We start from the raw sequence: 20,284 nt of genomic DNA, 5'->3' as shown, positions 1-20,284 counted from the left end.
AAAAAAATGAACAAACTGTTTCATTTCAGGATCGTTATGTCCTTACTCTTCGTTTCATCCTTTTCTGTGGCATTGGCTGCTCAGGGTGAAAAACCATTTACGATCAATGGTCAGTTAAAAGCATTCAGTGAAGGAAAAATATACCTGACAATATACGCTGATGGAATGACGAGAACCGACAGTAGTTCCATCAGTCAGGGGAAATTCAGTATTGGCGGTATGTTGCAGGATGATATTGTACTGGCCATTCTCAATATGCCTGTACCTGCTACACAGGAGCAATTGGCTGAGAACCCATTTGCCAATCGAAGCAGCCGTATGTTTTATCTTACTCCCGGTAAGATAACGGCATCGGGCAACCGGCTGGAAGACCTGTTGTTCTCCGGTACTGTTACGATGAATGAATTCATGAAAATGGAAAACAGTAAACTTCCGTTTGTGGAAGCCAGTACGAATGCCGGAAGGAATTGGAGAAGGATAAATGCCATTCCGGATTTTCCTGCCAGGCAGGATTCTCTTGCTTTCTTCTTGAAAAAGTTTGAAGCTGCTGCCAGGCAGTTGAAACTGGTGGAGAAGGATTTCATCAAACAACATCCTTCCTCACTTCTCAGTATGGCTTTGTTAAAAGAAAAGATCCTGCAGGTGGAAGTTGCCGATGCTGATGAGCTGGAATCGATGGTGGCGGGCCTTTCACCTCAAATAAGGAACAGGCCTGACATGACGAAATACATCGAGAGGCTCACGCTGCTCCGGACCCTCGTAGTTGGAAAACCGATCCTGAATTTCAGCATGCCGGATACTTCAGGAAAAAATGTATCCCTCGCTTCCTGGCGCGGAAAATGGGTACTGGTTGAATTCTGGGCCAGCTGGTGCGGTCCCTGCAGGATGGAGATCCCGAATTTGCTGAAAGAATATGCCGCTTACAAACACAAGAATTTCGAGATCCTGGGAGTTTCGCTGGACGATATCAGGAATAAATGGCTGAAAGCAATTCATGAAGAAAAACTACCCTGGGTACAGGTATCCGATCTGAAAGGAATGAAAAGCGATATAGTAATGCAATACGGCATCACAGGGATCCCTTTGAATTACCTCGTAGATCCGGATGGAAACATAGCAGCCAAAAACCTGCGCGGGGATGAACTGGGAAAGAAATTGAAGGAGCTGCTGGGTGATCAGGGTGTGAATTTCGATCAGGAACATTCCTGGCAGGAGATCAAACAACGGGCCAGGACTGAAAATAAATTCATCCTGCTGGACTGTTTCGCTACCTGGTGCGCACCCTGTCAGCAAATGAACAAAGAAGTGTTTACCCGGAAAGATGTGGGGCAGTTTCTCAATGATAAATTCATCAGCGTGAAAGTGCAGTTGGATAAAACAAGCAAGGATAACGATTATGTAAGAAACTGGTATGAGGATGTAGCCTTGATCCAAAAAGAGTATGGGGTTGTTTCTTTGCCAACCTTCCTCTTTTTCTCTCCTGACGGAGAATTTGTACATCGCATTCCGGGCGCGCATGATGCTGCCTCCTTTATGGCATTGGCTGCAGATGCGATGAACCCCGATAAGCAATATTTTTCTCTCAGGAATAAGATCATGCGATCTTCCCAAATAGAACCGGAACAATTGAAAAAGCTGGCAATGATGGCCATCAGTGTTTTTGAAAAAGAGGACGCAGTAAAATTTGCAAACCAATACCTGGCAACACAGAAAGATCTTTTCACCAGGGAGAATGTATCCTTTCTGTATCGTTTTACATGGTCAGGAAAGGATAAGGGATTTGACGTTCTATTGAAGCATGGAGATAAGATTGATGCACAGATGTGGCCCGGGGCTGCCGATGAAAAATTGCGTGAGATCATTTTCAATGAAGAATTGTATCCACTGGTGTCGAATGCAGGAAATACAATGCCTGACTGGAATGCCATTCAACAAAAGATTTCCGCAAAATATCCTTCACAGGCAGGGCCCGTGGTGTTATTGTACAGGACGAATTATTTCCAGGGCAAGGGAGACTGGAGCAACTTCGGGAAATCAGTTATTGAATACATGCGCTTGTATGGCGCTCATGTAAGGGCAGTGCAGCTGGATGTGTTTGCCAGGGCTGTATTGGAACATTCATCCGGTAAGGATATTTTGAATGAAGCGCTGGAATGGAGTGGCCGTTCAGTGATCAGCAGTGAGCTCTCCAGGCTTTGGGACTATGATCCCAATTACAGGAATGCTATCTTCTCCAATTTCCTGAGATCCCTTCCGGGATATTTGAACACCTATGCCAACCTGCTCCATAAATTGGGCAGAACCAGGGAAGCAATTCCCGTTCAGGAAAAAGCATGGTCCATGGCTGATGGTGATGAAAAAGAAAACTATGGGAAGACGATAGAAAGAATGAGGACTGGGGAGAAAACCTGGTAGGTTCTCAGAGAAGGTATCATGTTCCTGGTAGTTTCGTTAAGATACCATAAACATTCGTGTAAATACCAGAACGGGCCATTTTAGGGGAGTATTATCTTTGTGTGAACACGATTAAACGTCTGCTTGCACAATGAAACAAAGGCCCGTATTTCTGAAAGAGATCGACTGGCCCGAATCCGGGACGGTTTCTCCCATCATCTTTCCCCCCGCGGATGAACTGCTCCTCCGCATTGAAAGATGCCGGCAACAAATGCGGGCGAGGGGGCTCAGCCACCTGCTGGTGTATGGCGACCGGGAGCATTTTGCCAATCTCCTGTACCTTGTACACTTTGATCCCCGCTTCGAAGAGGCGCTGCTGATCCTGGACCTCCATTCGGATCCCTTGTTGCTGGTAGGCAATGAATGCGTGTCCCATCTCACAGTATCTCCATTGTATAACGCGGCACGCCTGCGTTATGAACGATACCAGCCTTTCTCCTTACTCAGTCAACCAAGAGACGAAAGCCGCTCACTGGAAATTATTTTTACAGAGGAAGGCATCACTTCCGGAGCCACTGTTGGCTGCGTGGGATGGAAATATTTTTCTGCTACCGAACTGCAACGTCCGCAACATGCCATTGATCTGCCCGCCTTTATTGTAGATAGTTTGCGTGGCCTTTGCGGTGCAGACAATGTAACCAATGCCACTGATCTTTTCATGTCTCCTGCATATGGACTTAAAACCACCTGTTCGGCATTCGAGATTGCACATTTCGAATTTTCCAATTGCATGGCCGCTGATGGCATGCGCAACCTGCTGAAGAATTTCAGGGCCGGTGTAACGGATTTTGAACTGGTGAATGAATACCGGTTAACAGGTTATCCCCTGGGTTGCCATACAGGTATCAAAAGTTCCGGCAATCTGCATATCGGGCTCTCCAGTCCTGTGGGAGCCATCATTCGCAAAGGTGATCCCTGCTCTACCAATATCTCTTACTGGGGAAGTAATATTTGTCGCGCAGGCTGGGTTGCAGAAAGTGAATCCGACCTGCCTCCCGAAGCTAAGGATTATGTTGAAGCATTTGCCGTACCCTATTTTCTTGCCTGTGTGCAATGGTTGCAGCAGCTGCGGATTGGAACAAAAGGAAAACTGTTGTATGATCTTATCCAGGAACTGTTGCCATTTGATCAGTTCGCTGTTTTTCTGAATCCCGGTCACCTGATCCATTTTGAAGAATGGGTTAGTTCTCCTGTGTATCGTGATTCCGAAGATGAAATAAGATCGGGAATGTATTTTCAGTTCGATATCATACCCCGGTCCAAAACATATTTTTCTTCCCGTATGGAAGATGGCATTGTAGTGGCGGATGAAGCGCTGCGCCAAAAGCTGCAGCAGGAATATCCGGCTACCTGGAACCGCTGTATGGCCCGTCGCGCTTTCATGGAAGATGTATTGGGAATAGTGTTGCCGGAGGAGATCCTGCCACTGTCCGACACAGCCGGTATTGTGCCGCCCTTCTTTCTCAATTATCGAAAAGTGTTAAGCCTCAAAAATTAGTAGTATGCTCAGATCAATGATAGCCTGTATGCTTCTTTTTTCCCTGACAGCCTTCGGCAATACAAATTCGCTGGCGGGGAAACGGATCGTAACGCTGGGCGTACGCAATGAGTCCAACACTTTTTCCACCGCTCACACCAAACTCTCCGATTTCAAAGTGCGTCGTGGGAATGAGGTATTGCAAACAGAGACCTGGGATGAAGTATGTGCTGCTGCCGGTGTGCAGGTGATACCTGTGCTTCACGCATACGCATGGCCGGGAGGCGTGGTGGAGAAAAAGGCGTTCGATCAGTTCATGCAGGAGATCCTGGCAGGTATCCGTAAGGCCGGAAAGATAGATGGTATTTATATGGATATGCATGGCGCTCTTCATGCTGAAGGTTATGCCGATGCGCAGGCCACACTGATAAAAGAGATAAGAAAGATAGTAGGCAGCAAAGTGCTGATCAGTGGCAGCTTTGATCTGCATGGCAATCTCTCAGCGGATTTTGTTGATAATATCAATATTTTATCCGCCTATCGTACCGCTCCGCACCGCGATGAAGTGGAAACCAGGCAACGCGCCGTGAACATGTTGCTGGAAGCGATGGATAAACAATTGAATCCGGTGATCGAAACAGTGACCATTCCTATCCTGGTGCCGGGTGAAAAAAGTATTACCGAAATTGAACCGCTGAAATCGATCTATGCACAGTTGCCCGGGCTTTGCACGCAGGAAGGCATCATGGATGCTTCCATATTTGCAGGGTACTGCTGGGCCGACCTGTCGCGCTCTGCCATGCGTGTGTTCGTAGTGGCGCGCAGCAGTGCATATCAGCAGCAGGCCCGGAAAGCAGCCGCCATCCTGGCTCAACAGATCTGGAATGCCCGTGCCTCCATGCAATTGAATGTGCCTTCCGGAAGCTTTCCTGAGATGTTCACAAAAGCGCTGAACGATAAGGCAGGAACTGTGTTCATTTCTGATTCAGGCGACAATACCACTGCCGGCGCTCCCGGAGATAATACCCAGGTACTGGACCATCTGTTGAAACAAACAACGGAACTGAAAGTACTGCTGGCGGGTATGGTAGATCCCGAAGCATTCAAAGCCTGCATGGCCAAACAAAAGAATGATGAAATAACACTGACACTGGGAGGGCGCATCGATTATAAATTCTCAAAACCAGTGACCATCAAGGGAAGGATTGTATTTCAATCTCCGCAATCCGAAATTGACAAAAAACGCGGCGCCGTATTACTGAACATAGAAGGTGTTTCCGTGGTTATCCTGAATGACCGCCGTTCTTTCACGCAATTGATCGATTTTAAAGATATTGGCCTCAATCCTATGGATTTCAAAGTAGTGATCGTTAAATTAGGTTACCTTTTCCCCGAGTTGGCAGATATTGCGCCACTCAGTTTAATGGCATTGACCGCTGGATTTTGTAACCTGGATATCCCTAATCTTCCGTATAAGCAGGTGACCCGCCCCGCTTATCCGCTGGATCCGGATATGGTGTGGAAAATAGATTAACAGCAAACATTCAACTGTACACTTATGCGACCGCTTTTTCAGGAGTTGCCCTTCAACCGGGCCGGTTCGGTAAATGTTTACAAGGAGGAGCTGCCCGCTTTTATCGTTCCCTGGCACTATCACCCGGAGATTGAGATCATGTATATCATGGAAGGAACAGGCACCCGCTTTGTGGGTGATCATGTGGAGCCTTATGAAGAAGGAGATCTTTGTATCATCGGTCCGAACCTTCCTCATGAATGGAGGAACGATGATGCTTTCTTTCAGAAAGGATCCAATCTCAAAGCATCCTGCTTCTGTGTATTCTTCCAGCAGGAGATCTTTGGTCACACCATGCTGGACATGCCTGAAATGGAAAATATCAGGCACCTGTTACTGCGATCGGAGAGAGGCATCAAATTCTCCGGTACTTCCAGGGAGCGTATTGCCAAACTGGTGAAAGAATATGTATTCGAAAAAGGAGCGGGCCGTATTGCCAAACTGATCACACTGCTGGAAGCGATGGCCACTTCCGAAGAGTTCGAATTACTGGCCAGTGTTGGGTACTGCAACAATACGATCGATTCCGGCGACTCTGGCAGGTTTGAAGCAATCTATGGTTATATCATGAAGAACTTTTCCCGCCCCATCCGGCTGGAAGAAGTTTCATCGGTGGCAGGACTTACTCCCAACGCATTCTGCCGCTATTTCAGAGAAAGGACTAAAAAACATTTGTACAATACCTGAATGATGTAAGGATCGGACATGCCAAGAAACTGCTGATTGAAGGGAAGCTGACTATCTCCACGCTGAGCATGGAATCAGGATTTAATAACCTATCCAATTTTATAGACCAGTTCAAACGTTCCACTAAAATGCTGCCCTCCGAATACCAGCGCAAATTCGGGGCAACACATACGAGAGACCTGGTTTAATTTCTCACACAACAATAAGTTTTTGTATGGGACCTGTTAAAGGGTACCAACGGCTACGCATAGCCGTAATGGACCTCCTATAAGTACATACGCCTAAATCAAACTAAATATGAAAGGGACACCAGTTATGAGAAAACCTGGTAAGGGATTGCTTTGCTCTTACCTGCAGTATTTACTGCTTTTGCTGGCCATTTTATCGGTATCAACCGGTACCAGTATTGCCCAGGAAAAAACTACTGCCGACCGAACGGTGAATGGAACTGTTCGAAGCAGCAAGGGAGATACCCTGTCTGCCGTTACGATCCTCGTAAAAGGCTTAAGCATCAGCACCACCACTGATGAGAACGGTCGATTCAGTTTCAAAGTTCCTTCCGGCGCTACCGAACTGGTGGTATCCTTTGCAGGAATGAAGGAACTGACCGTATCTATCGGTTCAGGAAAGGATCTGCAGATCGTGCTGCAGGAAGGTGGAATGCTGGAAGAAGTGGTGGCCATCGGTTATGGCACCATGCGACGAAAAGATCTGTCGGGCTCCATCGCCAATATTTCCGAAAAAGACTTCAACAAGGGTGTTGTCACCAGTCCTGAGCAATTGCTGCAGGGTAAAGTATCCGGCCTGGTAGTAACCCGTCCCGGCGGCGATCCCAATCAACAGCCTACCATGCGCCTTCGCGGTTCTACATCACTGTTAGGCGGCAATGGTCCGCTGGTAGTGATAGATGGTGTCCCCGGCGCATCCATGAATTCCGTGGCTCCCCAGGACATAGCATCCATCAGTGTTTTGAAAGATGCCTCTGCTACTGCCATTTATGGTGCAAGAAGCGCCAATGGCGTAATACTCATCACTACCAAGAAAGGTCGCCCGGGAAAAACAACTGTTTCCTATAACGGTTACTATGCAACCGAAAAGCTGGCCAATAACCTCGATATGCTTACGGCCAGCGAATGGCGCCAATATGTAAAGGACAATAATATCACCAATGCCATGGATTATGGAGCAGATACCAAATGGCATGAGGAGGTTTATCAGACCGGCTATTCGCAGAATCATAACCTCAACCTTACCGGAGGCACCAAAACATCCACCTACCGCGCTTCTGTGAACTATCTCGATCAGAAAGGGATCGTTGTCACCAATGGATTGAGAAGAGTGAATGCCAGCCTGGCTTTTGATCAGTCCGCCCTGGATGGCAAACTGCGTTTCCTGCTGAATGCCAATACCACCATGGAAGACTGGAACGCTGTTCCTACTCCTAACGTATTTGCATACGCGCTCAATTTGAATCCTACCATTCCGGTTTATGATGAGAACGGACAGTTCAAGGAAGTAACTGGCTACGAATATTGGAACCCCGTGGCCATGCTGCACCAGATGAGGTCCGATAACAAACGCAACCAGTTCCTGGGACGCATGCAGGTGGATTATAAATTCCTCGATGGATTTACAGCCTCTGTTAATGGCGCTATCTCGCGCAGCAGTGTGATGGGAGGATATTTTGAATCGAAGGATTCGCGGAGTGCGGAGCAGATCAACGGCCTGGCAAGGAGAACGGCCAGCGAATACAATACCAAACTGCTGGAAACAACCCTTACCTACGACAAGCGCATTGGCGATAAACATCGTGTGAATGCCATCGGTGGCTATTCTTACCAGGAATTCGTTCCCGAGAATTTCATGGCGCAGAACCGTAATTTCATCTCCGACCTGTTCCTGTACAATAACCTGGGTGCAGGCAATAACCTCACACCATCAGATGTATCCAGTTATAAGGAAGCCAATAAGCTGATCTCTTTCTATGCACGCGCCAACTATTCATTCGATGGCAAGTACATTGTTACAGGTACCATCCGCCGTGATGGCTCCACCAGGTTCGGCAAGGATAACAAATGGGGCTATTTCCCTTCCGGTTCCGTTGCCTGGATGATCAACCGCGAGAACTTCATGAAGAATGCAGACTTCATCGATGAACTGAAACTTCGTGTGAGCTATGGCGTTACCGGTAACCAGGATATTTCCAATTACCGTTCACTGGCCCTGTATGGAGCCGCCGGATTCTACTACCAGGGTGGGGAGTTTGTAACACAATACAGTCCCAATCAAAACCCCAATCCCAATCTGAAATGGGAGCGCACTGCACAGATGGACATCGGAATCGATTATTCATTCCTCCGCGGCCGTATCAGGGGCGCTATCGATTACTATGATAAACAAACCTCAGACCTGCTGTACGATTATCCCGTGCCCACACCTCCTTACCAGTTCAATACCATGACGGCCAATGTAGGTAAAGTAAGCAATAAAGGAATCGAGATCTCCATTGAATCGGAGATCGTAGAACGTAAGAATTTTAGCTGGACTGCCGGATTGAATTTTGCCAGGAACGTCAATAAGCTGAAGTCGCTGTCCAACGACGAGTTCAAACTGGATGTGGTATATACCGGCGAATGGTCATTGAACGGATTGCAGGAAACACCACAGATCCTGAAGCCCGGCTATTCCATCGGAACTTTCTATGGAGCGAAATATATTGGGCGAGACGAGAATGGCATCTTCCAGTTTGAGGATGTTAGCGGCGACGGGAAGTTCGTTTATGCAGACGACCGGACTGTTATCGGAAATGCACAACCGAAATTCACACTCAACCTGTCGAATGTTTTCAATTATAAGGCATTCAGCCTTTCGTTCCTGATGAGAGGCGTGTTTGGTCATGATATCGCCAACTCCACGGCGCTGTACCTGAACGATATGAACCGGATGCCAGGCAATAATGTGCTGAAATCAGCACTGGGCATAGCCAAGCAGCCATTGGTATATTCTTCCTATTATATCGAGGATGGCAGCTTTGCAAGGATGGAATACCTGTCGCTGGGTTACAATGTGAAACTGCGGCCCGGTTCTAAAGTGGAAGCCCTTCGCTTATCCCTCACTGCCAACAACCTCTTCATCATTACAAACTATACCGGAATTGATCCGGAAGTAAATGCCGATGGACTGTTGCCGGGAATCGATGCCCGCAACTATTATCCTAAAACAAGGGCTTTTGCCCTGGGTGTTCATGTAGCTTTTTAATCAAACAACAATCCACATCATGAAATTCAGATATCTGATCACCGCTGTTTTGCTCTCCTGTACGATGCTGAGCGCCTGTACCAAGCTGGATGAGGATCTGTACAGTCTTATTCCCCAGGATCATTTTGGTGGCACCACGGAAGAGATAAATTCCCTGATAGGGCCTGCCTATGGTACGCTGGCCGGTTATGTAAACAATGATTTCTGGATGCAGGAAATCACTTCCGATGAATATATGATCCCCGCCCGCGGGCTCGACTGGTATTCCGGGGGTATCCATCTCCGTTATCATACCCATGAATGGTCTGCCCGCGAAACGCCTGATTTCTGGCGTTTCGAGCAGGTGGCTACCGTCAACAAGATCCTCAACCTGCTGGACAATACCACTGTTGAGATCGAGAACAAAGAAAGGATCTATGCCGAGCTGCGCACCTTGCGCGCCTTCTGGTATTTTATCATGCTCGATAATATCGGCAATGTGCCCATCGTAACCTCCTTCGAAGGAGAACTGCCTACAAACAATACCCGCAAAGAAGTGTATGATTTTGTAGAATCTGAACTGCTTGCTACGGCAAAAGATCTGTCAGAAGAAAAGAACATGGCCACTTATACCAAAGTAACCAAGTGGGTTGCCTACTCATTGCTGGCCAAACTGTATCTGAATGCGGAAGTGTATACCGGTACTCCCCAATGGCAGAAATCCATGGATTATTGCGATAGTGTGATCAACTCCGGAAAGTATCAACTGGAACCTGATATCTTCAACAACTTCAAAGTGAAGAATGAAAACTCCGTAGAAAACATCTGGGCGATCCCCTATGATGCAGATTATTTCCGGGGATATTTCATTCCATACCAGATGTCGTGGCATTACTCACAATACGTGGCGTTCGATGTGCAGTTCAGTTCCTGGAATGGTCCCTGTGCTGTACCGGGTTTTGTGAAATCCTTCGATACAGATGATGCGCGCCGCCGTTCATTCCTGATCGGACCACAAAGCACACCCGGTGGACAGCCGATCTTCACCCGTGATGGGATCACTCAACTGAACTATACCATCGATGTTGTGAATTATGCCAACGCCAATGAAAATGAAGGAGCGCGCTTGTTCAAATGGGAAGTGGAAAAAGGCGGCAGAACGCATATGAACAACGACTTTGCCATTTTCCGGTATTCGGATATCCTGCTGATGAAAGCCGAGAACCTGCTCAGGCTCAGTAATGCCAATGAACCTGCTGCCCGTGCATTGGTAAACGAAGTGCGTGGCCGGAACTTTACTACCCCAAACCATATGCGCAACTCACTCTTGACCTGCTGCTGAAAGAGCGTGGATTTGAGTTCGTATTCGAAGGATGGAGAAGGAACGACCTCATCCGTTTCGATAAGTTTGGAAGCACCTGGGATTTCAAACCCAATCCCGATCCGGCCGATAAACATACTTATTTGTTCCCCATTCCACTGACGGTGATGGACAAGAATCCACACCTGACCCAGAACGATGGCTACTAAGTATTTCACAAAAGAATAAGCAATTCAAGGATGAAATTTTTGCTGTCCCATTTTTTATTTTTCCTGACGCCGTTGTTGCTCAGGAGCCAGGAAGATCTTTCGCTGCGCTATACCGGTAAGGCAACAACGGCGCTGGTGGGGGATGGCAGATTCATCATAAAAGTTTCTGCTGACCGTTTCCTCGCAGCCAGGGGGCTGAAACTGGAAGGCATGTTCCGGTTCTTCAGGCAGGATGAAGAGCTGCTTCCATCCAGTACCTTATGGAACTCTGCTGTTTTTCCGGGCGGCGCTTCCTATGAGATCCGTGTTGGAAGAGATACGATCAATATAACATATGGAGTGCTTCAGGGATCAGGGTTTACCATCCTCGTGGAAACAAGCCCGTTAGTGGATACCCGGCTTTCAGCTGACCCTGCCAATTCCCTGTTGCGCAACGAAGAAAAGGAAGCCGGAAAGAAACGAACCATATTCCTGCAAAAAGATGGAAAGCTGCCGCAGCTGACTTCCGGCAGTTTCCGCCAGGCATTGGAGCAACCTTATCGCAGCAAACTGGTATTGCGTTCGCCGCAGCCAACACTCGATAAAGCAGTTGCTTTCTCACAATCCCTGCTGGACCTCAGCTACAATGGTGAGATGATGTATTGTGAACTGTTCCGCTGGCTCGATATCTGGGCCCGCGACCTGGGATCAGGATTATTGCCCGGCGCACTGGTATCGGGCCGTGAAGAGATGGCGAGGAAATCACTTTCGTATGACCTGCAGCGTTATGCGATGATGCAACCGGAAGATTGCAAGAATTCCAATGACCCATCACAGGGTGGCACTGCTTCGGAAGTTGGCTGGACGATGCGCTCCATCTGGACCTGGTACCAGTTCTCCGGCAACCTAGATACACTGAAGAAAGATGCCGCTTTGATGCGGCCCTGGGTGAATTTCTGGATCAAACGTGATTATGATGAAGACGGACTGATCACCGATGTGACCGACTTTATGGACCATATGATCATGATGCTGAGCACTAACGGCGTACAAACACTGGCCTCCAATGCCATGTATGCTTCCATGCTGAACTATGCAGCACTCATCGAAGCAGCTATTGGAAATTCAAAAGATGCAAAAAAATTACAGACTTTGTATACCCGTACAGTGAATGCGCTGAATACAAAGTATTGGAATGATGATAAAGGCTATTTCAGCAATATGCTCTTATGGGATGGCGTTTGCCGCCGCAGTTCCCAGGCATCGCAGGCGATGCTGTTGAAGATCGGCGCCACCGATGAGCAGCGCTCGAAGCAAACACTTGATTTTCTGAAAAAACATAACTGGTGCGATTACGGTTCAGTCACCATCCGCCCACGCATGAACCATGTTGGTCTGGACAATGACCAGAACGTTCGTGTATGGCCCTGGTGGAACCTTTGGGAAGCCGAAGCCCGTTTCAAAAATAACGATACTACCGGTGCGTGGCATTTGCTGGATCTTGCAGCTGCCACCATCGAAGACGAAAAATATCCCGGCCTGCTCGAAGAAACACTCGATACCACCGGCATATCAACGGGCGGGAATGTTTTTGCCACCGCCGCCGGCAATCTGCTGGAGACTGTTGTGAAAGACCTGCTGGGAGTAGAAGCGATGGTGCCAGGGTGGACGAAAGTAAAAGTAATGCCTGCGGTACCGTCCGGCTGGACCAGTTATGATTGTTCCATACCCACGCCCGGTGGATCACTTGTATTGAATTACAAGGATGGAAAACTGAACATAACGGTGAATGATCCACGCATTAAAGAAGTTTATGTAAGGAATATGGAAAGCGCTGTGGTAACCGGCGCTGAAAAAAAATTATGGCAAGCGCCTGTTCCGGCAACATTCAACTATCAGCCTGTTTCCAAAAAAGCGGTAGGGCCGATGAAGCAGGGAAAGGCAGTCGTATTCTATGATCCCCGTTTCCATACTGTTGCACCAGGATTGAATATTGAGCAGTTAAATATAGACCAGTTGGAAAAGCTTCCCGGCGGACCCATTGCCAAACTGGTGATCACCGGCAACCGTTTACCATTATTCACTTATAGCGGAAAACCGGTCAAGGCCATCCTGGAAAAATTTGTTGAGCAGGGTGGAACAGTGGTTTTCTATGGAGCCAGTACCAATGCAAAGACAGATGAAGACGGAGCCGGCATCCTGGGAGAGCAATGCGGTATCATCGACTGGTACCAATACTTAGCTGAAAGAAAAAAGACAGCACTAAGCAACTGGCAAAAGAAAGATGGATACTATACTACCTCATTCTCTCTTCCTGCTGCTTATGCTGATGGCCCACTTTATATTGAGCTTGGTGCGCTGGCTGGTCTCGACAGCGTTTTCATCAATAACCAGCCCGTAGCAAACTACCGGGATATGGAACCATTCATCCGCCATGAATATCCAACTAAAACAGGTTATCCCGATACACACCGGTACAAAATGTTAAGCCGGCTATACATCATTAGACCAGGTACCACTGCCTGGCAGGCTTTCCGTTTCAACCAACAAAATACTATCACAGTAAAACTCATCAATGATGGACTGAAGATGGGAATACCGGAGCAGAACCAGGCGAATATCGGGGTTATGACAAATGAGAAAAGCTGGCAGCCCATCGATGAAGCATTACCTGGTCTGGGTTTGTCTACGCCCAAACGAAAAGGCATCAACTACTGGGGGTCAGAACAGTTCTTCAATTCCTGGAGCACCAAAAACGGTTTGTTTGGCTTTGCTGTCAACGGATCCGGTATCAGTTTCGAAAAGCATACCGGATTGGAAGGCATTGATCAGGTAAACATTCCCGTTAGTACCGCCTACACTGACTTCACTTTGTTCCAACCCTGGAACTTTGAAGTGCTGGCCTATACCACAACCAATGAACATTTATTATATCCGGCAACTACTGAACGCTATCCCTGTATTGCCCGGATAGCCAATACTAACGGCGGCGGTTACCTGTTGATAACTCCTGCTGTAGTGGGGCAACCCATTGGCGAAACCATTTTGAAAAAACTACAAATAATTCCATAGGACATGCAAAAAAATAAATACAGGATACGGCTGTTATTATTCATGCTGAGCTGCCTGTTGGGATTATCACCAGCACACGCACAATGGAGAACGGTGGATTACCGTTACGCACCGCAATGGCATGTCTCCTGTATTTCATATCCCGATGATACCTGTAAAACCCTGGTAGGTCCATTGGGACAACTACTGTACGATTTTGGCGGAAAAGAATTTTACCCTTATGCCAATGACCGGGGATTTCAAACAGTGGTGCACTTGCTCGCAGATGAAGGTGTAAAGATTGGAACTCAAAAACTATTCAATGCGCGCGTTCCCATCGTCACCACCAATTGTACCTATGCAGGAATGACCATTACACAGGAAGCCATGGCCATTGGGCAGGATTATATCAGTTCAGGCCGCTCCACCAAACTGGGTAACCGCGAAGATCTTTTACTCACAACCATCAGCAATACTACCGGTAATGAACAACTGATAAATCCTGTCGTGGCCCTGAATACTACCCGCCGTGTAACAGTGAAAGGCCGCACAGTAACATTGACCGATTCCCTGGGAAGGGCAGCGCATCTCTACCTGAGTGAAACGGTGGCTCGCGTAAGACATAATCTGGCCGATACCAACAGGAAGGTCTTCCTGGAACTGGCCCCTGTTCAGGTGAACAAAGGAGAAACAATACGCATAGCCGCAGTGTATGATAATGGACTGGCTTCTTCGCTGGCCCGTCAGTTGGAAGCAGATCCTGCAATATTATTGAAGCGTGCAGATGCATTGCGCCGGGAGATCATCAACTACTGGACAACAAAGACTGATATCCCGTACGATTATATAAAAGTACCCGATACCGGGATTCAGGATCTGATAGATGCTTCGCTCCGTGGAATATGGCAGGCGCGGGAATTGAAACATGACAGTATTGCCTTCCAGGTAGGCCCAACCTGTTACCGCGGGCTCTGGATAGTGGATGGCGCATTCCTGCTGGAAGCAGTGACCATGATGGGAAGGGGGAAGGATGCACGGCAGGGAATAGAATACATGCTTTCATTCCAGCAGCCAGATGGCGGCATGCGTAAAATGAGCGATGATTACTGGAAAGAGAACGGCATCGTGTTATGGACCTGTGTGCAACATGCCTTACTTACACAGGATCGTCAATGGCTGCGTTCCATCTGGCCGCAATTGAACAGGATCGTTTCCTATATCAAAACCCTCCGGAATCAAAGCCTGCAAAACAATACAGCATTGGATGACGGATTGATCCCCCCCGGTGAGATCGACGGAGGACTATGGGGAGCGAAAGATAAACCTGAATATACCAACACTTACTGGAACCTGATCGGTCTGAAAGCAATGATACATGCTGCTGAATGGATCGGCCGGGAACAGGATGCCAACATCCTGAAAAAAGAATACGATAATTTCTACGCCGTTTTCCAGGCTGCTGCTACCCGCGACCTCGGCACTGATGATTTCGGCAATCGATATATCCCTGTTGTAATGGAAACTGATCGCCGCTCCATTCCGCAACGCGCGCAATGGGCATTCTGCCAGGCTGTTTATCCCGGACAATTATTCAACAGCCAGGACCCGCTGATGACAGGCACCATGAATATGCTGCACAACACCTTGCAGGAAGGTATGGTAATGGGCACAGGCTGGCTGATAGATGGCATCTGGAACTATTTTGCCAGCTTCTACGGACATGCCTGCCTGTGGATGAACCAACCAGACAAGGCAATTGAATCATTGTATGCTTTTGCCAACCATGCATCACCGTTATATGCCTGGCGTGAAGAACAGAATCCCCGCGACCTGCAGGCGAAATATGTAGGCGATATGCCGCACAACTGGGCCAGCGCCGAATTCGTTCGTCTGGCAGTGCACCTGCTGGTATTGGACCGCGGCCATGAGCTGCACCTGCTGGAAGGGATGCCGCCTGAATGGCTGAAACCCGGCATGAAGACCAGTGTCAGCAACCTGCATACCGTTTTCGGTCCGGTTTCTTTCAGCGTACAGGTGGATGCTGCCGGAAAAAATGCAATACTGGAAATAGAAAAATTGAACAGTAATGATTGCAAAGCCATTCAAGTGAAGTATGGCAATTGGGGCATACATGATAAAGCAATCGTACTGGATCCCTCCAGGCCCCACAAGATCACGATCCCATTGAAACAATACAACCATCGAAACAAAAAGTAAAAAGACATGACAAGTGCAGCAGTAAGTAATCCAACACTTTTTTTTAACGGCGGTATCCTGCAGGGAGAAGGCGTTGAACATGCCACCCGCCGGATCAAAGATCTGGACAATGTATTCCAGGACACGAAGGTATTCGGGAAGACAGACCCCGAAACCCTGGTATATGAAGTGAGCAGTTTTCTTCCCGTTGCCGAAGGAACGCCCGGCGGCCTCTATTTCGGGCTTACGCATATCCATCCCGGTAAAGTGGGCAATGAATACTTCATGACCAAAGGACATTTTCATGCACTCATAGACCGCGCGGAATATTACTGGGGAATAAAAGGTGAAGGCGTATTGATTCTGATGAATGAGAACCGTGAAGTATGGGCCGAACGAATGTTTCCCGGAAGTCTTCACTTCATTCCGGGAAGAGTAGCGCATCGGGTAGCCAATACCGGTAGTCAGCTGCTTTCTTTCGGCGCATCCTGGCCGGCAGATGCTGGTCACAATTATGAAGAGATCCGGAAGAACGGATTTGCCCGCCGGTTAATTGACAAAAACGGAATACCCACCTTAATCTAAATACAACGCATGTACAGAATAGGAATAGACCTAGGGGGAACTCTGATCAAAGCAGGCCTGATGTACAACGGGCAGGTAAAAGCATTCGAGATCTTCGAAGCCAACGCCGGCAACGGTGTAAAGGGCAACCTGCCCCTCATAGAATCGGCAGTGAATGCACTGATGGCCGGCAGCAAAGTACTGCCCGATCAATTGGGCGGAGTGGGACTGGCCTTCCCGGGCCTGGTAGACCCTGTCCGGAATGCCGTGATCTCCACCAATCAGAAATATGATGACGCTTTTGATGTGGACTTCAATGCCTGGGCAGAAAGTAACTGGAACGTCCCCTTTTGTATGGACAACGATGCACGGCTGGCCATGATCGGTGAATGGCAATATGGCGCTGCCAGAGGTCATCAGAATGTAGTGATGCTCACCATCGGTACAGGCATTGGTACTGGCGTGGTCCTCGAAGGGAAAGTACTCTATGGCCAGCATTTTCAGGCAGGCTCGCTGGGGGACATTTTGTAGTGGATTATAAAGGCAGAACATGCTCCTGCGGAAATCGCGGTTGTGTGGAAGCGTTAGCTTCTTCTGCATTCCTCCCCGCCATCATCCAGGAACATCCAGGCTTATCAGCCGCTTTCAAAGCCCGCGCAAAAGAATATGATTTCAAACAAATTTTTGCCCTGGCCGGCGAAGGTGATGTGGAAGCAATTGCATTGCGGAACAACTGTATGGATATCTGGGCTGCTGCTTTGGTCAACTGCATTCACGCATATGATCCCAGTATAATTGTGCTGGGTGGCGGTATCCTGAAAAGCAGTGAAGTGATCCTCCCATACCTGCAGGAGCGCGTGGGCAGACTGGCCTGGTGCCCCTCCGGACATGTAGAGATCGTAAATGCCGCTTCCGGCGATCAGGCCGCCCTGCTGGGTATAGAATATCGTTTAATAAAACAGTACCAATCGGTCAATAAATAAGATCATGAAGAGAAAGTCGAATTATGACAAATACCCTTTTGTGAAAATGCCTGCCGGTAAGTATCAATGCTGGCAGGGATGGAATGCTATTCTGAAAGAACTGGGCAGGAAACTTACGAAGGGGGATGGACAGAAAAAGATCGTTGTAGTGGAATGTTACCAGGGCGTATTTGAACAGGAGATCGCAGACGCCTTACAGGAAGGATTTGAAAATGCCATGCTCTTCAACAGTTCAGAAGCAATGCGCAGCAGCGCTGACCTGGATCAATTACTACAGGATGATATTACCGGTGACGAAATTTTCGGCTATATGACCCGCCGCAACATCGATTGTTATTTCGATCACAATAAAACCGCATCCCTGCGGCAACGTATCGAAAACGCGGAGCACGATCTCATATTCATTTATGGCACAGGAGCTGCCTATATACAGGAACAATATGACCTGCTGGTGTATGCTGATATGGCGCGTTGGGAGATCCAGATGCGCTTCAGAAAAAATGCAGTGAGCAATATCGGTGTACAGAATGCAGACGAACGCGCATCACTGCAATACAAACGCGCTTTCTTCGTGGACTGGCGGATCTGCGACCGTTTTAAAAAGAAACTGATGCCGCACTGGGATCTTGTGCTGGATACCAATATCCCCGGCAATCCTAAAATGACAACAGGAGAAGCTGTACTGGCCGGTCTTCGCCAGGCTACGCAAACACCATTCCGTGTAGTTCCCTTCTTCGATCCCGGCCCCTGGGGTGGACAATGGATGAAAGAAGTCTGCGACCTGGACCGCAATACACCCAATTTCGCCTGGTGTTTCGATTGTGTTCCGGAAGAGAACAGCCTGCTGCTGGGATTCGACAATATTAAATTCGAGATCCCTGCCAGTAACCTGGTTTTCGCATATCCCAAACAGTTATTGGGAGATCCGGTTCATGCACGATTCGGAGATGAGTTCCCGATCCGCTTTGATTTCCTCGACACGATGGAAGGCGGCAACCTGAGCCTGCAGGTGCATCCGCTCACTGAATATATCCAGGAGAAATTTGGAATGCACTATACGCAGGACGAAAGCTATTATTTTCTCGATGCCGCCGATGATGCAGTGGTTTACCTGGGAATAAAAGAAGGGATCGATAAAGAAGCGATGATCAATGAATTGCAGCAAGCGCAAAGCACCGGAGCATTCGATGCTGAAAAATATGTACAGACTTATCCCGTCAAAAAACATGATCATGTATTGATCCCCGCCGGCACCATACATTGTTCCGGCTCCAATTCCATGGTACTGGAGATCAGCGCCACTCCTTATATTTTCACTTTCAAATTATGGGACTGGGGACGTTTGGGATTGGATGGCCGTCCGCGACCCATCAATATCGGCCATGGCAAGGCTTCCATCAGTTGGGAGCGCACTGCGTCCTGGGTGGAAAAAGAACTATTGCACCAGGAAAAAACTATCGCTTCCGGCGAAGGCTGGTATGAAGAACGTACCGGACTACACAAGCGCGAGTTCATTGAAACGCGCAGACATTGGTTTACTCAACCTGTTACTCACCATACGGAAGGCTGCGTGAATGTGCTGAATCTTGTAGAAGGAGAGGAGGCGATGGTAGAAAGTCCCGATGGCGCTTTCGATCCTTTTATCGTTCACTATGCAGAAACATTCATTGTTCCTGCCGGTGTAACGGCATACACAATCCGCCCTTTTGGTCTCTCTGAAGGAAAACAATGTGTCACTTTAAAAGCATTTGTACGCAATCATGCCTGAATCAAAAATGTATGATCCCGGTTTCGATATCCGGCCAACTTTTGAGCCGATGGGTTTTATGTATGGAGAAGATGTGTTTGGACCGGAACCAGAGAACCGGAGATTGGATGATATCCGGAAAAGCCTGATGGATCCAGGTACCGGTGGTCCTGATATTGTATACACCATCGCCATGGATGTGGGCAGAAAGCAGCACAGGGCGATATTGGAAGAGTTGCATTTGTTGTTTGGCGTGGTAACCTATGCAGCCGGAAAACTGGGCCGGGAGCCGATCCGCAGCCAGGGGCATATCCACAAGATCTCGCCTTACAGTGGCTGGTCCACTCCTGAAGTGTATGAGATCTGGACTGGCGAAGCCATTATTTATATGCAGGAAACGGCGGAGGACGATCCCGGTCGTTGTTTTGCAGTATATGCGAAACCAGGCGATGTGGTGATAGTGCCTCCCAACTGGGCGCATGCCACTATCAGCGCCAACAGCAGGGAGCCGCTCACATTCGGCGCCTGGTGCGATCGTGACTATGGTTTTGTGTATGACGGCGTGCGGAAACACAAAGGCATTGCCTGGTTTCCGGTGTTCGACGAAGAGGGCATCATTCGCTGGCAGGCCAATCCTCATTACGAAACTTCCCAACTGGTTTGCAAATCACCGCGTCAATATCCCGACTTGGGCATCGAACCGGGAAAATCCATTTATCAAACTTTCGAATCCAACCCGGAGGTATTTTTGTATGTGCCGCGTCCGCAACTGGTGGCGGCTGCCTGGGAAAATTTTGAACCTTGAG

Annotated in this window: 15 protein-coding genes; all 15 read left to right on the top strand. The window is 48.2% G+C overall.

The features are described 5' to 3' along the window. Positions 1-6: 6 nt before the first annotated feature. The 15 genes from FSB84_RS00650 to FSB84_RS00590 all read left to right on the top strand — a co-directional run bounded on the left by FSB84_RS00650 (position 7) and on the right by FSB84_RS00590 (position 20,283). A complete protein-coding gene (locus tag FSB84_RS00650; RefSeq protein WP_130543493.1) occupies positions 7-2,415 on the top strand; it encodes a redoxin domain-containing protein in 2,409 nt (802 codons plus the stop codon). Between the two features lie 130 nt (positions 2,416-2,545). Next, on the top strand, positions 2,546-3,952 hold the full coding sequence (locus FSB84_RS00645; RefSeq protein WP_130543494.1) for a hypothetical protein: 1,407 nt from the start codon (positions 2,546-2,548) through the stop codon (positions 3,950-3,952). Between the two features lie 4 nt (positions 3,953-3,956). Next, entirely contained in the window at positions 3,957-5,465 is a 1,509-nt protein-coding gene (locus FSB84_RS00640; RefSeq protein WP_130543495.1) for a M81 family metallopeptidase, read from the top strand. A gap of 24 nt (positions 5,466-5,489) precedes the next feature. Continuing rightward, positions 5,490-6,191 (top strand): cupin domain-containing protein, encoded by a 702-nt coding sequence (locus FSB84_RS00635; RefSeq protein WP_225979949.1) that lies wholly within the window; start codon positions 5,490-5,492, stop codon positions 6,189-6,191. After that, complete coding sequence (locus FSB84_RS30885; protein WP_225980128.1) at positions 6,188-6,379, top strand: helix-turn-helix domain-containing protein; 192 nt, start codon at positions 6,188-6,190, stop codon at positions 6,377-6,379. The genes FSB84_RS00635 and FSB84_RS30885 overlap by 4 nt, the downstream gene beginning before the upstream one ends. A gap of 109 nt (positions 6,380-6,488) precedes the next feature. Further along, on the top strand, positions 6,489-9,449 hold the full coding sequence (locus tag FSB84_RS00630; protein WP_130543497.1) for a SusC/RagA family TonB-linked outer membrane protein: 2,961 nt from the start codon (positions 6,489-6,491) through the stop codon (positions 9,447-9,449). 19 nt (positions 9,450-9,468) lie between these two features. Beyond that, positions 9,469-10,770, top strand: coding sequence for a RagB/SusD family nutrient uptake outer membrane protein (locus FSB84_RS00625; RefSeq protein ID WP_147122001.1), 1,302 nt, complete (start codon positions 9,469-9,471; stop codon positions 10,768-10,770). Then, the gene (locus FSB84_RS31610) at positions 10,695-10,958 is read left to right on the top strand and encodes a RagB/SusD family nutrient uptake outer membrane protein (RefSeq protein ID WP_147122473.1); all 264 of its coding nucleotides are present in this window, start codon (positions 10,695-10,697) and stop codon (positions 10,956-10,958) included. Before FSB84_RS00625 ends, FSB84_RS31610 begins: the two co-directional genes overlap by 76 nt. A 30-nt stretch (positions 10,959-10,988) precedes the next feature. After that, positions 10,989-14,009 (top strand): alpha-L-rhamnosidase-related protein, encoded by a 3,021-nt coding sequence (locus FSB84_RS00615; RefSeq protein ID WP_130543499.1) that lies wholly within the window; start codon positions 10,989-10,991, stop codon positions 14,007-14,009. A gap of 3 nt (positions 14,010-14,012) precedes the next feature. Next, complete coding sequence (locus tag FSB84_RS00610; protein WP_130543500.1) at positions 14,013-16,205, top strand: glycoside hydrolase family 15 protein; 2,193 nt, start codon at positions 14,013-14,015, stop codon at positions 16,203-16,205. Positions 16,206-16,211: 6 nt separating this feature from the next. Next, positions 16,212-16,769, top strand: a complete 558-nt coding sequence (locus FSB84_RS00605) for a glucose-6-phosphate isomerase family protein (protein ID WP_130543501.1) — start codon at positions 16,212-16,214, stop codon at positions 16,767-16,769. 9 nt (positions 16,770-16,778) lie between these two features. Next, the gene (locus tag FSB84_RS31350; RefSeq protein WP_262713787.1) at positions 16,779-17,279 is read left to right on the top strand and encodes an ROK family protein; all 501 of its coding nucleotides are present in this window, start codon (positions 16,779-16,781) and stop codon (positions 17,277-17,279) included. A gap of 44 nt (positions 17,280-17,323) precedes the next feature. Next, on the top strand, positions 17,324-17,731 hold the full coding sequence (locus tag FSB84_RS31345; RefSeq protein WP_262713786.1) for an ROK family protein: 408 nt from the start codon (positions 17,324-17,326) through the stop codon (positions 17,729-17,731). 4 nt (positions 17,732-17,735) lie between these two features. Next, positions 17,736-19,499 (top strand): class I mannose-6-phosphate isomerase, encoded by a 1,764-nt coding sequence (locus FSB84_RS00595; RefSeq protein WP_130543503.1) that lies wholly within the window; start codon positions 17,736-17,738, stop codon positions 19,497-19,499. Beyond that, complete coding sequence (locus FSB84_RS00590; protein ID WP_130543504.1) at positions 19,492-20,283, top strand: glucose-6-phosphate isomerase family protein; 792 nt, start codon at positions 19,492-19,494, stop codon at positions 20,281-20,283. The genes FSB84_RS00595 and FSB84_RS00590 overlap by 8 nt, the downstream gene beginning before the upstream one ends. Position 20,284 lies beyond the last annotated feature (1 nt).

Source organism: Pseudobacter ginsenosidimutans (assembly GCF_007970185.1).
Lineage (GTDB): Bacteria > Bacteroidota > Bacteroidia > Chitinophagales > Chitinophagaceae > Pseudobacter > Pseudobacter ginsenosidimutans.
This window is presented reverse-complemented; position numbering and strand designations above follow the sequence as displayed.